The organism is Syntrophobacterales bacterium, from assembly GCA_019429105.1.
Classification (GTDB): domain Bacteria; phylum Desulfobacterota; class Syntrophia; order Syntrophales; family UBA5619; genus DYTH01.
This window is the reverse complement of sequence record JAHYJE010000025.1, coordinates 36,415-50,234: the sequence shown is the minus strand read 5'-3', so window position 1 is coordinate 50,234 and position 13,820 is coordinate 36,415. Positions and strand designations below refer to the sequence as shown.

Here is a 13,820-nt window from a genome sequence, read left to right as displayed (position 1 = left end):
TTGCTGTCCTACGCTTAAAACTGACTGTTACCAATCAGCCTCCAAGGACTCGCTACCCGGTGGATGGCCTTCCTTCCGGGGCGGGACTTTCACCCGCTTGATTACGCGACCTTGCCCGGCCGCACATATGAACCCGTCCCCAATTACGCTATTTATCACGGAACTGCATGTTGTAAAGGCGGCAGTATTCCCCCCCGCAGGCCAGAAGGCGCTCGTGGGTTCCCTCTTCCTTGATCATGCCGTTGACCAGAACGAAGATGCGGTCGGCGTTTCTGATCGTGGAGAGGCGATGGGCGATGACGAGCGTCGTTCTTCCCTGCATCAGGTTGTCGAGCGCTGACTGAACCTCGATCTCCGCTTCGGAGTCGAGGGAGGAGGTCGCTTCGTCCAGGATCAGGATCGGGGCGTCTTTCAAGAGCGCGCGGGCAATCGAGATCCGCTGTCGCTCGCCGCCGGAGAGCTTGGTTCCCTGTTCGCCGATCAGCGTGTCGTACCCCTCCGGAAGACGCATGATGAAGTCGTGGGCATTGGCGGCCCGGGCTGCGGCCACGCTCTGGTCTTCCGTTTTGACGATGTCCCCGTAGGCGATGTTGTTGCGCACGGTGTCGTTAAAAAGGATCGTCTGCTGGGTCACAATGGCGATCTGGCCCCGGAGGGATTCGATCGTCACATCACGGATATCGATGCCGTCGATCGTGATTGCCCCGGAAGTTACGTCGTAGAAACGGGGGATAAGATTGACCAGTGTCGTCTTGCCTCCTCCGCTCATCCCGACAAAGGCGACTACCTCGCCGACCCGGATGCTGATATTGATGTTTTTCAGGACGGGCGAGTCCTCGTAACGGAAACTGATATCCCGAATCTCGATATTGCGGGAAATGCGGGGTAAGGGCTTCGCGGCAGGGCGATCCTTGATCTCTTCTTCGAGATCGATGAGCCCGAAGACCCGCTCGGCGCCGGCGATTCCCTGCTGGATCGTGTTGTTGACGCTGGTCAGATGTTTGACTGGTTCGTAGAGCATGATGAGCGCGGTCAAAAACGAAAAGAAGGTCCCCGGCGTCGAATTGCCGTGGATCACCTGGTAGCCGCCGTAAAAAACAATGGCTGCGATCCCGATGCCGCCGAGGAATTCCATGAAGGGGCTGGAAATGGCATTCACCGAAACCGCCTTCAGGTTCATCCGGAAGAGGCGTTCATTTTCAACGGAAAAGCGTTTGTTTTCATATTCTTCCATGCCGAATGCCTTGACGATCCGGGCGCCGGAGATGGCCTCCTGCAGAAGCGTGGTCAGGCTCCCGAGGGTGATCTGCATCTTCGTGGCGACCTGCCGCATCCTCTGTCCGAACTTGGCGATGGGATAGACGGCAAGCGGAAATATGCACATCGCAATGATGGCCAGTTGCCAGTCCCGGTAGAAAATGACGAAAACGAGGCTGACGAGGGTAAAGGAATCCTTGAAAAGCGAGGTGACTGCCTCCGACACCGCCCCCTGAACGTATCCCACGTCGTTGGTGATCCGGGACATGAGGGTGCCGGTAGGATTTCTGGTAAAAAAGGCGAGCGACTGAAGCTGAATCTTCCGGTAGAGGTCGGCGCGCAGGTCGGTGACAACCCGCTGACCGATAAAATTCATGAGAATCGTCTGCAGGTAGCTGCAAGCCCCCTTGACGATGTAGATCAGGATAACCCCGAGCGGTATCCATTTGAGCATTGTCGCGTTTTTCTTTAGAAATATCTCATCGAGCGCCGGTTTTACGAGAAAGGCGAGCGCGGATGTGGTCGCGCCGACAACGAGCATGCAGAGCATCGCAATGAAAAATTTGTAAAGATGCGGTTTGGCCAGTCTCAGAAGTCTTTTGAATATGTCCAATGCTTGTTATCCCTCTTGCAGCATCGCGCAGGCGATCTGCGCCGTTCTTTGCGAGGCGCCGGGGGCGCCCAGCTTCCCGCGCAAGGTCATAAAAGAATCCCTCATCTCCTGCCTCACTTCTTCGTTGACTATCAATTCCTTCACCTCGGCGGCGATCCGGGCAGGGTTGGCATCCTGCTGGATCAACTCCGGGACAACGGCCCGTCCGGCGATCAGGTTTACGAGGCTTATGTAAGCCACTTTTATAAATCTTTTTCCTATTTCATACGACAGCCCCGATATTTTGTAAATGACGACCATCGGCACTCCGAGGAGCGCCGTCTCCAGTGTGGCGGTCCCGGAAGCGACAATAGCCGCATCGGCAAGGGCAATCGCATCATAAAGATCTTCCTCGACAACCTGGACCGGCACGGAAAAACGGCGAATAATGTCATGCACATAGGATAAAGGCAGCGTCGGAGCCAGCGGCAGGACAAACTGCACGGGGGAGATCATGTCGGTTATGATCCGGCAGGCCGCGAGCATCTCCGGCAGCAGCCTCTCGACCTCGCTCTTCCGGCTTCCGGGGAGAAGCGCGATTGTTACCGCCTCTTCTTTCAAGCCGAGGCGTGCGAGCGTCTCTGCGCGCGGGCGGAGTGTTTTTACCGCGTCCAGCAGCGGGTGCCCGACAAAGGCTGCATCCACCCCCGCCTCCCGGTAAAATTCCTCTTCAAAGGGCAGAATTACCACCATTTTGTCCACGGTGCGGCGAATGGCATTGATCCGGCTTTTACGCCAGGCCCAGACCTGGGGGCTGATGTAGTAGAGCACCTTTATCCCCAGTTTGCGGGCAGTCTTTGCCAGCGGCAGATTGAAATCGGGATAGTCGATCAGGACAAGCAGGGCGGGCGGATCAAGCTTCAGCGCCGCCTTCAGCCCGCGCATCACTTTCAGGACGGCGCCGAGTTTCCCGATCACCTCGGTCAAACCCACGACGGCCATCTCGGCGACGTCGGCGTTCAGTTTGACCCCTGCGGCCTCCATATTTTTTCCCCCCACACCAAAGAAGGAAAGTTCTGGCAACAATGCGTGCATTTCCCGGACAAGGTTGCCGCCGTGCAGATCTCCGGACGCCTCGCCGGCAACTATCATCACCGTCTGCCCGCTCACGGCGTGGATTGCCCCTCCCCCGCCGCTCTGCCCCCGGCAAAAGCGGGGGCGAGTTTTGTAAACATCAAGCTTCGGTTGCGGCTGCAGGCGATCGCGTCGTTGATGCGGAGCGCCAGCGCCAGCGCGTCGCGCCCCTCCTTGCCCGAGACAGGCGGGATTGTCCGGTCCGCCACCGCCCGGACAAAAGCCCTGATTTCCTCTTCGAGAGGGTCAATGGCCTTGATTGCAACGTGATTTTCGATAATTTCTATTTTTCCTCCGGCATCTACCTTGCGTCCCAGCGAGACGAGCGTCCGTTTGCTGAAATCAACCGCGTGGTATCCCTCAACCCCGAAAAAACGGGTTTTCTGGAGCAGTTTACCCGTTACCCGGCTCGCGGTTATGTTGGCGACGCAACCCGAAGCAAAAGTAAGCCGGGCGTTGGCGATATCGACCTTGTCCGACAGTACCGAAACCCCGACCGCTTCGACGGAGGTAACCGGGTAATTTACAAAATGAATAATTATATCGAGATCATGCACCATCAGATCGAGAATAACGTCCACATCCGTACCCCGTTCGAAAAAGGGATGCAGCCGGTGCGATTCGATAAAGAGCGGCGCTCCGATTACCTCCCCCAGGGCGATTATCGCGGGATTAAAACGCTCGACAAAGCCCACCTGCAGGATCAGTCCCCGGGCATCGGCCAGGGCGAGAAGCTCGTCGGCTTCCTCAAGAGTGGTCGCAATAGGCTTTTCCAGCAGGACGTCCACCCCCGCCTTCAGAAAAACAGAGGCGACTTCATGATGGCAGGCGGTCGGGACGGCAATGCTGACCGCGTCAATCTTTCCGACCAGCTTCCGGTAATCGGTAAAAATTTCGCAATCGCAGCCCTCCGCGGCGCTGCGGGCGCTCTGCTCCAGCACATCGGCAACCCCGATGAGGCGGCATCCGGAAATTTGCCGGTACTTTTGGATATGATAGCGGCCGAGATGTCCGGCCCCGACAACGCCGATTCTGATTTCTTTATCAACATTAAACTTCGTTTTATGAACATTAAACTTCGTTTTCATAACTTCAGCGGCAGATTCCCCTTTCCGATTTTCGGATAAAATCAACGAAGAGCCTTATCTCGGGAAGAGCGGGAAGTTCCTCTTCAACCCTTTTGAGGGCGACCGCAAGCAGCAGCGAGGAGCGAAAAACGATCTTGTAAGCCTGCTTCAAGGCGGCAAGCGTCTCTTCGGAAAAACCCCGCCGCCGGAGACCGATCTGGTTCAGGCCGTAGAGCTTGGTAAAATTGCCGGAGGCAGTAACATAGGGGGGAATATCCTTGTTTACCGCCGAGGCGCCGCCGATGATGCAGTGGGCGCCGATTCTGGTAAACTGGTGCACCCCGGTAAGACCGCCGATAATGGCGTAGTCGTCAACGTGAATGTGCCCGGCCAGATTGGCCGCATTGGCCATGACGATGTTGTTGCCAAGCTTGCAGTTGTGGGCGACATGACAGTACGTCATAATCATGTTGTTGTCGCCGACGATCGTGACCCCGATGTCGTCGCTCGTGGCGCGGTTGATGGTTGCATACTCCCTGATAATGTTGTTGTTTCCGATCACTACTCTCGTTTGCTCGCCCCGATATTTCAGATCCTGCGGATCGCCGCCGATCGAGGCAAACTGGGATATCCGGTTATTTTCCCCGATATCTACCTGGCGTTCGATCACCACGTGGGAGGCGATGCGGGTATTCCTGCCGATATGGACATCGGGGCCGACGAGGCTGTAAGGACCGATCTCGACGCCTTCGGCAAGGGTGGCATCGGGCGCTATGATTGCGGTTGGGTGGATCTTCATCAATTCTCCTTAATCGTCTTTTCTTTTTCCAGGGTGGCGACCCTTTTTTGCAACTCGGCAAAGGCCGCCCGCAGCTCCGGCAGCTTCTGCAGGGAGGCCTCTTTTTTCAGCCATTCCCTATAAGGCAAATGCGGAACACCGCCCACAATCTGCCCCGGCAAAACGTCCTTGTGAATTCCGGTGCGGGCGGCGGCCATCACCCCGTCCCCAATCCGGATGTGACCAACTATTCCCGCCTGACCGCCGATGACGACTCCCTTTCCCAGTTGCGCGCTTCCCGATATGCCGACCTGGGCGACAATAACCGAATTCTCGCCGATCACGACATTGTGGCCGACTTGCACCAGGTTGTCGATCTTGACCCCCCGCTGGATCCAGGTTCGCCCGAGGGTGCCGCGGTCAATCGTCGAATTAGCCCCGATCTCCACATCGTCGTCTATCTGGACGTATCCCACCTGGGGGATTTTTCGATTTTCCCCTCCGGGCTGGGCAAAGCCAAAGCCGTCAGCGCCGACGATGACGCCCGCATGCAGCACAACCCGGCGTCCGATCAGGCAGCGGCGATAGATGGTTACCCCCGGGTAAAGGATGGAGGCTTCTCCGACCGCAGCGTCTCGACCGACAAAGACCCCTGGATAGAGTACGGCCCCGGCCGCAACGCGCGCCCCCCGTCCTATGTAAACGCCCGGGTAAAGAGCCGCTTCCGGAGAAACATCAGCGCCGGCCTCCACGCAGGCGCCTTTGCTGATTCCGGCCGGTTCCTCTTCCTCGGGGTAGTACAACTCCAGCAGTTTTCCCAGAGAGCTGTAAGGGTCGCCGACAAGCACGAGATTCTTCCCCGGGCCGAGGGTTCCGGGGGCGGCGATGATCCCGTCCGCCTTCGTGGTTTCGAGCTTTTTACGGTATTTCGCGTTGGCGATAAACGTTATATCGCCCGGGCCGGCCTCGTCGATCCCGCGAATCTGCTCGATGCCGACGGAACCGTCTCCCTGCAAGCTGCCGCCCAGAAACGCCGCTATTTCAGCCAGTGTCTTTTTCACAGCCCAACCGCTCTATTTCTTCGGCTTATAGGTTTTGTCGAACTCGTCGATTACCTGTTTCGTCAGCAGATTCTCCTTGGAAAAGTAAGGCAGCGGGATCTGGCTGATATCGACGATCATCGTGAATTTCCCCTTTTCCCCGAGGGCGCGAATTATTTTAAGTATTTCAGGAAGTATCTTCTTCTGCAGGTCCTGCTCCTTGCCCTGGAGCTCTTCGTTGGAATCCTTTACCAGCAACTGGTAGTCTCGGACCTTTTTATCATAGTTCTTTTCTTTTTCCTGCAGGACGTCCGGTTTGAGGAGCGATTTCTGCTTGTCTAACTCTTCCTTCAGCTTTTTCAGCTCGTTTTCCCGCGCCTGAATGGCCTCCTTGCTCTTTTCAAATGCCTTTTTCAGCTCCTCCGAGGCCTTCTTGCCGGCGGCGGAGGAAACCATTACCTCCCGTACATCCACAAAACCCGTCTTATCCGCCGCGGCTGCCGGAGCAGCCGAAAAGATCAGGGCCAGCAGCAAAGCCGCGATAATCGCGCAACCGTATTTCTTGTGAACATTAAACTCCGTTTTGTGAACATTAAACTCCGTTTTCATAACTTCTTCTCCCTTTCGTGAAAATATTTATTGGCGGCCGGCGCTCTGCGCAAACAATGGCCGATTGCTTCCTCATTACATAAACATGCCGATCGTAAACTCCCAACGGCTGGGGGATTCGTTCTCTTTTTTGTCGAGCACATATCCCCACTCCAAGCGGAGCGGCCCGATCGGCGAATACCAGCGGATTCCTAACCCAGCGGTTTTCCTCATGTCAGTGACATGATATCCGCTTTCCCAAGTATTGCCGGTGTCGAAGAAAACCACCCCCCGCATCCCGGCTTTCTTGATCAGCGGAAAGGTATAATCCACGTTGAAGTTCAACATCGAAACCCCGCCGATGACTTCACCGGTAGCGGGATCCACGGGACCTACTTCCCTGAGTCCGCGCAAGGAGTCTATCCCCCCGAGGTAATATCGCTCGTAGATCGGAATTTCCTTGCCGGCGTTCCCCGTGATCGCCCCCATCCGCCCGCGCAGGCCAAGCACCGTATCGAGCGGAAGAGGGAAAAACCAGGTGGAGGAAACCCCGGTGCGGGTGTAACTCACATCGCCCAGCAGCGGCCCCCCTGTGTACTCCACTGAGGCGCTGTTCTTCGAGCCGGTTGTGGGAAACATGACATCGTCTGTCGAGTCCCGGGTCAGCGTTAAGGTCAGGCCGCTGCTCATTGTCTCGCCGGCCTGCCTTATGGTGTAGATCGAGGCGGTCGGCAGGATGTCTTTGACGTTGTCAATGGCAAGGCGATACCCAATATAGCCGGATACATAAGGCCAGAGCGGGTATCCCAGGGTTGTGCTGAAACCCATCGTGTCGAGGTTGTAGGTATCATATTCGCGGTAGAGATTCCAGAGATCGAATTTGCTCCAGATGGGCCTGTCAAAAAGCCAGGGTTCCGTGAACGAGATGTCATAAAGGGTCGAGGAGGAGCCGACGTTGGCCTTCAGACTCAGGGTCTGCCCCCTGCCGAAGAGGTTCTGCTGGGTGACCTGGGCGGACACTACCGCTTTATCTATGGCGCTGTAGCCGGCGCCGAGGCTGAGCATGCCGGTCTGCTTCTCCTTGACGCGGATGTTGACGTTCGTCAGAGTCTCATCGGCGCCCTTTTCGCTTTCGAAATCGATTTCCTCAAAATAGCGCAGGTTGTTGAGGGCCATATAACTGTTCTTCAACTTGGTGCGGCTGTAGAGATCCCCCTCCACAACCGACAACTGACGCCGGATCACCTTGTCCCTGGTTTTGGTGTTGCCGGTGATGTTGATCAGGTTGAAATATACAAGTTTGCCCTTGCGTATTTCGTATTTTACATCGACAGTCCGGGTTTCTTCCCGGGGAGTTGTACCCGGCAGGATATCGGCAGAGGCATATCCCTCGTCGTTGGCCGCCTGCGTGAGGTAATCCATATCCCTCATCACCGCGTCTCGGTCATAGAAGTCTTTTTTCAGGATTTTCAGCTTGGCCAGCAGCTCTTTGCGCGGCGCCGCCAACTGATCCCCGGTTATTTCCACCTTGCCGACGCGGTACTGCTGTCCTTCCGCTACGGAAATCTTGATGTAAATCCCCTTGGCATCGTGGGTTACTGCTGGCTCGGCGATCTGGACGTTGATGAACCCGTTATTCAGATAGAAGGCCTTGAGTTTGTCAATGTCCTGCCGGAGCTGTTCTTTTTTCAGAAGCCCGGAATCGGTAAAAAAATGGAAAATTCCCCATTCTTTTGTAGTCATCATATTACGGAGTTCCCGGGTGGTAAATGCCCGGTTGCCCTCAAACAGGATGTCCTGAACGAACAATTTCCCGTTTTCTGTGACACTGATGACGACCTGAACGTCGCGCTCCCCCGCTTTATCTATTTTATAGGAAATTTCCGCATTGTAGAAGCCTTTGGAGTCGTAAAGTTCCTTGATTTTGTTAATATCGGCTTTCAGCCTCTCCGGGTTGACCGTTTGCCTGGCCTGAACGCCCATGACGGCTTCGATGTCGCTTTTTTTAATTTGTTTGCTTCCCTGAATGCGGATTTCCGAAATCATCGGTTTTTCAGTGACGACGAAGGTTATCACCCGGCCTTCAGGGGTGTCCGAAACATCGGCAGTTACTTCATCAAAGTATCCGAGTTTATAGATGGTTTTGATGTCGTCCGAGAGGTCTTCATCCGTCAGGACGTTCCCCGGCGCGCTCTTGAGCCCCCGATTGATCGCGGCGGCTTCTATCTTGCGATTCCCCTTGAATTCGACGCGGTCTATCCGCTTTTCGGGGGCGAGGCGGAGGATGATATCCGAGTTGAGCCTTTCGATGATCGCGTCGAGGTTCTTGCGACCGCGGCCCTGAACAAAAACGCCGGGGATCGCCTGTCCCGTTTTTATGTCGAATATCTTCACATCGACGCTGATTCTGTCCCCGAATTCGGAAATGCTTCCGGATAAAGCATAATCGGCGCCGCTATTTTTCCCGGCCAAGATGATCAGCTCATCGTTAAGGGGTTTCCCCGCTATCTCCCGGGCAAGCGATTCACGCGGGATAACGGTGAACATTTTTGACTTCGCCAGTTCGCCGGTTATTCCCCGGTAGCTCAGCTCCCACAATTCAGCGCCCTGCGCGGCCGTTGCGCTGTGAGCCTCGAAAGGAAAGAGCGCTATTTTTTTTAAATCAGCCGCGTTTGCACTTTGCACGGCGAAAATAAGAATGATGGTCAGCAGGCTTGCCGAAAGCAGTTTTTTAACCACGGCTATGAATCCTCCCGTCGCTGAGGCCGATCTTCTCCGACATCCGATCGGCGAGTGATGTATTGTGCGTTACCACGATCAATGTGATCCCTTTACGCTTGTTTAATGAAATGAGCGAGTCTTCTATCCTTTTTCCGGTTTCCGTGTCAAGGTTTCCGGTCGGCTCATCCGCAAGGAGTATTCTGGGTTCGAGGATAAGCGCCCGGGCAAGGGCTACCCGCTGTTGCTCCCCTCCGGAGAGTTCCCCCGGCTTATGCCGGACGCGATTGCTGAGTCCCACCTCGGAAAGAATTGCCTCAGCCCTGTCTTTTGCCTCTTTTCTCGCTATCCGCCGGATCAGGGCTGGCATCATGACGTTTTCGAGGGCGGTGAATTCGGGAAGCAGATTGTTGAATTGAAACACGAAACCGATGCGGCCATTCCGGAAGTCGGAAAGCTTTTTCTCCGGCCAGGAAAATACATCAACGCCGTCAAAGAGCACCTCTCCGCCGGTCGGATGATCGAGCGTTCCCAGGATATGCAGAAAGGTGCTCTTGCCCGCGCCGGACACCCCCACAACTGCCAGCGACTGACCATCGGCAATCGTCAGGTCAATCCCCTTTAACACCTCAATTTTATTTCCGTTCAGCAGAAATGTTTTCTGCAGATTCTTGATTTCTATCATAAAATTAATAACTTCTCATTCATACCGGAGCGCCTCCGCCGGCGCCAGACGGGATGCCCGCCAGGATGGGTAAATGGTTGCCAGAAAACTGATCAGCAATGTCCCCACAATAATGATGGCGACATCGCCGTAGTTTACCTGCGAGGGGAGTTCGCTCAGATAGTAAACGTCTCCCGGCAGGATCTTGAAGCCGAAGAGTTTTTCGACAAACAGCGATATCTTCTCGAGATTGAGCGCAACGGCAAGCCCCGCCAGCGTGCCGAGCAAGGCGCCGATCGCCCCGACGATCACCCCCTGAAAAATAAATATCTTCATGATGCCGGACCGGGTGGCGCCCATTGCCTTGAGAATCGCGATATCCTTATTCTTTTCCATGACGATCATGATCAGGGCGCTGATGATATTGAAAGCGGCCACAAGCACGATTAGCGAAAGGATGATGAACATGACCCGCTTTTCGAGTTTCAGCGCCGAAAAGAGGTTTTTGTTCATCTCCATCCAGTTGCGCGCCCAGTAGCGGAACCCCAGTTTTTTCTCGATCTGCCGGGCAATCTGACCGGCCTGGTAGATGTCGCTCACCCGGAGCTCCAGCCCCGACACCAGCTCTCCCATGTTCAGAAAATTCTGACACTCCTCAAGCGAGATATAGGCCAGGGTCGAATCATATTCGTAAAATCCGGATTCAAAAATGCCCGCCACGACAAATGGTTTCATCCGCGGCGTCATTCCCATTGGCGTGGAAACGCCGGAAGGGGAAATGACAAAAACCTGATCATTCAGGAACAACCCCAGGTTTTTGGCCAGCTCGCGCCCGATGACGATGCCGGGACGGGGCGCCGGGCCCGTTTGGGCGGCGCTTATTGGTCTGCTTGCAGATTCCAAACCCTTCAGGCTGCCCTCTTTTATCTTTCCAATGTTGATGACCTTCAGCGCATCCTGCAGCGACAGGCCGCGCAGAATGATCCCCGTTGTCGCGGTTCCTTTTCTGAGCATGGCCTGACTGTAGATGAAAGGCGTTGCCGCCTCGACGCCCGGAATGGCGGCGACATCGCCCATTATTTGCCGGTAATTCTGCATCCCGCCGCTGTAGTCCGTAACAACGATATGGGAATTGACGCCGAGAATCTTGTTGCGCAGATCCGTCTCGAAGCCGTTCATGACGGCAAGCACGATGATCAGGGCCGCAACGCCGAGAAAGATTCCGGCGACCGAGATAAATGTTATGATGGAAACAAATACCTGTTTTCGCCTTGCCCTGAGGTAACGCAGGCTTATGAAAAGCTCGTAGGAATTCATCATTATTCTTCCCTGGCGGCTTCCCTGCTTCGCAGAAGCGGAAAGAGAATCACGTCCCGGATGGAGGCGGAGTCGGTCATCAGCATGACCAGCCGGTCAATGCCGATCCCCTCGCCAGCGGTCGGCGGCATCCCGTATTCAAGGGCGCCGATATAGTCCTCATCCATTTCGTGGGCCTCCAGATCGCCCGCCTCCCGCTCCTTGATCTGCTGCTCGAACCTTTGGCGCTGATCGACCGGGTCGTTCAACTCCGAGAAGGCATTGGCGATTTCTCTGCCGGCGATGTAGAGTTCAAAGCGGTCGGTAACGGAGGGATCCGCGACGTTCCGGCGGGAGAGAGGAGAGACCTCCACCGGGTAATGGGTGACAAAGGTGGGCTGAATCAGCCTTTTTTCCACCGTTTCGTCAAAGATTGCCATCAAAACCTTGCCGGGAGGGTCGCTTGCTTGCAACTGAACGCCGAGTTTCCCCGCATATTGGGCCATCAGCGCCGGATCGTCAAGAATTTCCGGCTTGACGCCGCCTATCTCGAGGACGGCATCCCGAACGGTTATTCTCCGCCAGGGGGGCGTCAGATTTATCTCGTTTCCCTGATAGTTGAACTGAAGCGAAGAAAACAGGTTCATGGCGATACAGCCGAACAGTTCCTCCGTCATCGTCATCAGCTCCTCATAGGTCGCGTAGGCCTGATAGAACTCCATCATCGTGAATTCGGGGTTGTGAAAGGTGGAGATTCCCTCGTTCCGGAAATTGCGGTTGATCTCGAAAACCCTTTCCAAACCGCCGGTTATCAGGCGCTTCAGGTACAGTTCCGGGGCTATTCTCAGAAAAAGATTCATCCCCAGCGCGTTGTGAAAGGTTTTGAACGGTCGGGCCACCGCGCCGCCCGCCTTGGGCTGCATCATCGGGGTTTCGACTTCCAGGAAATCACGCTCCTCCATGAACCGGCGAATCAGGCTGATAATGCGGCTGCGCTGCTGAAACACCTTGCGCACCTCGGGGTTGACGATCAAATCAAGGTGGCGCTGGCGGTAGCGAATCTCCACGTCGGTCAGACCGTGCCATTTCTCCGGCAAGGGCAGCAGCGATTTGGAAAGCAGGCGCAGGCCGTTTTCCTCCACGTCTATCGATAACTCGCCGGTTTTGGTCTTGAAAATTCGCCCCGCTATCCAGACTACGTCCCCGGCGTCGAGTTTCTTGAAAAGTGAAAATCCCTTTTCCCCCAGTGCGTTTTTGCGCAGAAAGGCCTGGATTCGCCCCTTGCGGTCCTGAATGCTGACGAAGGCGCTCTTGCCGAAATCGCGGATGGCCATGATGCGCCCGGCAAGGGTAAAGCGTTCGTCAATTTTACCAAGCTCTTCTTCGGATAAATTTTCCAAACGTCCCTTGATTGCTTCCGAATTATTGGCAACCTGAACGTCGTTCGGATAGAGATCTATCCCATCTCTCTTCAGCAAGTCGGCCTTTTCCCGACGTTTTTTCAGCAGTTCATTTTCCTCTTCCATAGTCCCTCTATCGTCCTGTTTTGGTATAAAGTGGATTTGACTACATTTTTACAAGAAATTAGTCAAGGAGGAATTAACGCAAAAAGGGGACAGATTTATTTTACATGGTTGAAAATTCAAAGGTGAATGATCCCCACGTTTCCCCACTTTGACCGCAGATATTCGGCGACGAGCCGGCGATGGCAGTGGAGCGGCTTATCCTCGCTGCACAACAGGCACCCCTCATCGAGCAGTTCGGGGGTTATGTTCAGCTCGGCCTTTCTTGCAAGAAGCAATGCCAGAAAATCCCGCTCGTAATCCGGCCAGCTCCCCTTGTTTTTCTTGAATTCATCAAGTATCTGCTGCGTCGGCGCCAAATCGGGACGATGCAGATAATCGATCCCGCCGATTGCCCGCAGGAAATAGCGCAGGTCTTCCCGCTTGGCGAACCCGGCCAGTTGGGAGACATTGTTGAGTCGGATATCGATCACTCGCTTGACGCCGGCCTTCATCAACAGCGTAAAAAACTCCTCCGCCGTCTTTTTTGTAAAACCTATCGTAAATACCGTAATCTTGTCCGTCATGTCACCCCTCCTCCAGGGTGTAGGCAATTTTTCCACTCTGTATGTCATAGGCCCGTTCGATTTGCTCCGCTCTTGTTGAAATCAGGTTGACGGGATCGATTTTCAATAGTTTCATCAGGCGCTCTTCGGAATCCCTGTTGTCCTCTATGGCGCCATCTTCGAGAATATGCCTGATAACGAGATCATCAGCGCGCAAATACCGACAAACCAACAGCATCCGGTGACAGGTGAGGGGTTCCTTTTCAGCGCACAAGAGCGCAATGCGGTATGCAGTCATCCCGTTGCGCAGACGGGCAAGCCCCCGTTGAAAGATTTCCCGGTCGGCAAGGCGCTTGTATTGCACCTTGCCCTTTTCATAGCAGGTCGGGTCATCGCTGCGCGGCCCCAGTTCCAGGCCCAGGTAAATGTAGCTGATGCGCTGCTTCGCCAGTTCGTCCTTCAGCGATTCGCGGTTGAAATGGGGCGTATAACGGCTCCAGGGACTCGATCTTACGTCGCATACAGCCGTGATGTCGTGCATTTTCAACAGCTCAAGAAAGCGCTCAAGCGAATGGACGGAATGGCCGATTGTAAATATTTCAGGCATTTATAAACCTC

General features: G+C 55.0%; 10 protein-coding genes and 2 pseudogenes. All 12 read right to left on the bottom strand.

Annotated features, from left to right (window positions below; genetic code table 11):
- Positions 1-148: 148 nt before the first annotated feature.
- The 12 genes and pseudogenes from msbA to K0B01_09765 all read right to left on the bottom strand — a co-directional run bounded on the left by msbA (position 149) and on the right by K0B01_09765 (position 13,809).
- A pseudogene (msbA, locus tag K0B01_09820) lies at positions 149-1,894 on the bottom strand (lipid A export permease/ATP-binding protein MsbA).
- A 9-nt stretch (positions 1,895-1,903) separates the two neighbouring features.
- Positions 1,904-3,001 (bottom strand): annotated as a pseudogene (lpxB, locus tag K0B01_09815) (lipid-A-disaccharide synthase).
- Between the two features lie 14 nt (positions 3,002-3,015).
- Positions 3,016-4,071: a Gfo/Idh/MocA family oxidoreductase gene (locus tag K0B01_09810; protein ID MBW6486432.1), complete on the bottom strand. Its 1,056-nt coding sequence runs from the start codon at positions 4,069-4,071 to the stop codon at positions 3,016-3,018.
- Positions 4,072-4,075: 4 nt separating this feature from the next.
- Positions 4,076-4,849: an acyl-ACP--UDP-N-acetylglucosamine O-acyltransferase gene (gene lpxA / locus K0B01_09805; protein ID MBW6486431.1), complete on the bottom strand. Its 774-nt coding sequence runs from the start codon at positions 4,847-4,849 to the stop codon at positions 4,076-4,078.
- A complete protein-coding gene (gene lpxD, locus K0B01_09800) occupies positions 4,849-5,889 on the bottom strand; it encodes a UDP-3-O-(3-hydroxymyristoyl)glucosamine N-acyltransferase (GenBank protein ID MBW6486430.1) in 1,041 nt (346 codons plus the stop codon). Before lpxD ends, lpxA begins: the two co-directional genes overlap by 1 nt.
- Positions 5,890-5,901: 12 nt before the next feature.
- A complete protein-coding gene (locus K0B01_09795) occupies positions 5,902-6,477 on the bottom strand; it encodes an OmpH family outer membrane protein (protein MBW6486429.1) in 576 nt (191 codons plus the stop codon).
- 75 nt (positions 6,478-6,552) lie between these two features.
- Positions 6,553-9,195, bottom strand: a complete 2,643-nt coding sequence (gene bamA / locus K0B01_09790) for an outer membrane protein assembly factor BamA (GenBank protein ID MBW6486428.1) — start codon at positions 9,193-9,195, stop codon at positions 6,553-6,555.
- On the bottom strand, positions 9,188-9,859 hold the full coding sequence (locus K0B01_09785) for an ABC transporter ATP-binding protein (GenBank protein ID MBW6486427.1): 672 nt from the start codon (positions 9,857-9,859) through the stop codon (positions 9,188-9,190). The genes bamA and K0B01_09785 overlap by 8 nt, the downstream gene beginning before the upstream one ends.
- Positions 9,860-9,874: 15 nt before the next feature.
- On the bottom strand, positions 9,875-11,155 hold the full coding sequence (locus K0B01_09780; protein MBW6486426.1) for a lipoprotein-releasing ABC transporter permease subunit: 1,281 nt from the start codon (positions 11,153-11,155) through the stop codon (positions 9,875-9,877).
- Positions 11,156-11,157: 2 nt separating this feature from the next.
- Positions 11,158-12,660, bottom strand: coding sequence for a lysine--tRNA ligase (gene lysS / locus K0B01_09775; GenBank protein ID MBW6486425.1), 1,503 nt, complete (start codon positions 12,658-12,660; stop codon positions 11,158-11,160).
- Positions 12,661-12,776: 116 nt separating this feature from the next.
- Positions 12,777-13,211, bottom strand: a complete 435-nt coding sequence (locus K0B01_09770) for a DUF488 domain-containing protein (GenBank protein MBW6486424.1) — start codon at positions 13,209-13,211, stop codon at positions 12,777-12,779.
- 13 nt (positions 13,212-13,224) lie between these two features.
- Positions 13,225-13,809 carry a DUF488 domain-containing protein gene (locus K0B01_09765; GenBank protein MBW6486423.1) on the bottom strand — a complete coding sequence of 195 codons (585 nt, stop codon included), beginning with the start codon at positions 13,807-13,809 and terminating at the stop codon, positions 13,225-13,227.
- Positions 13,810-13,820: the final 11 nt, after the last annotated feature.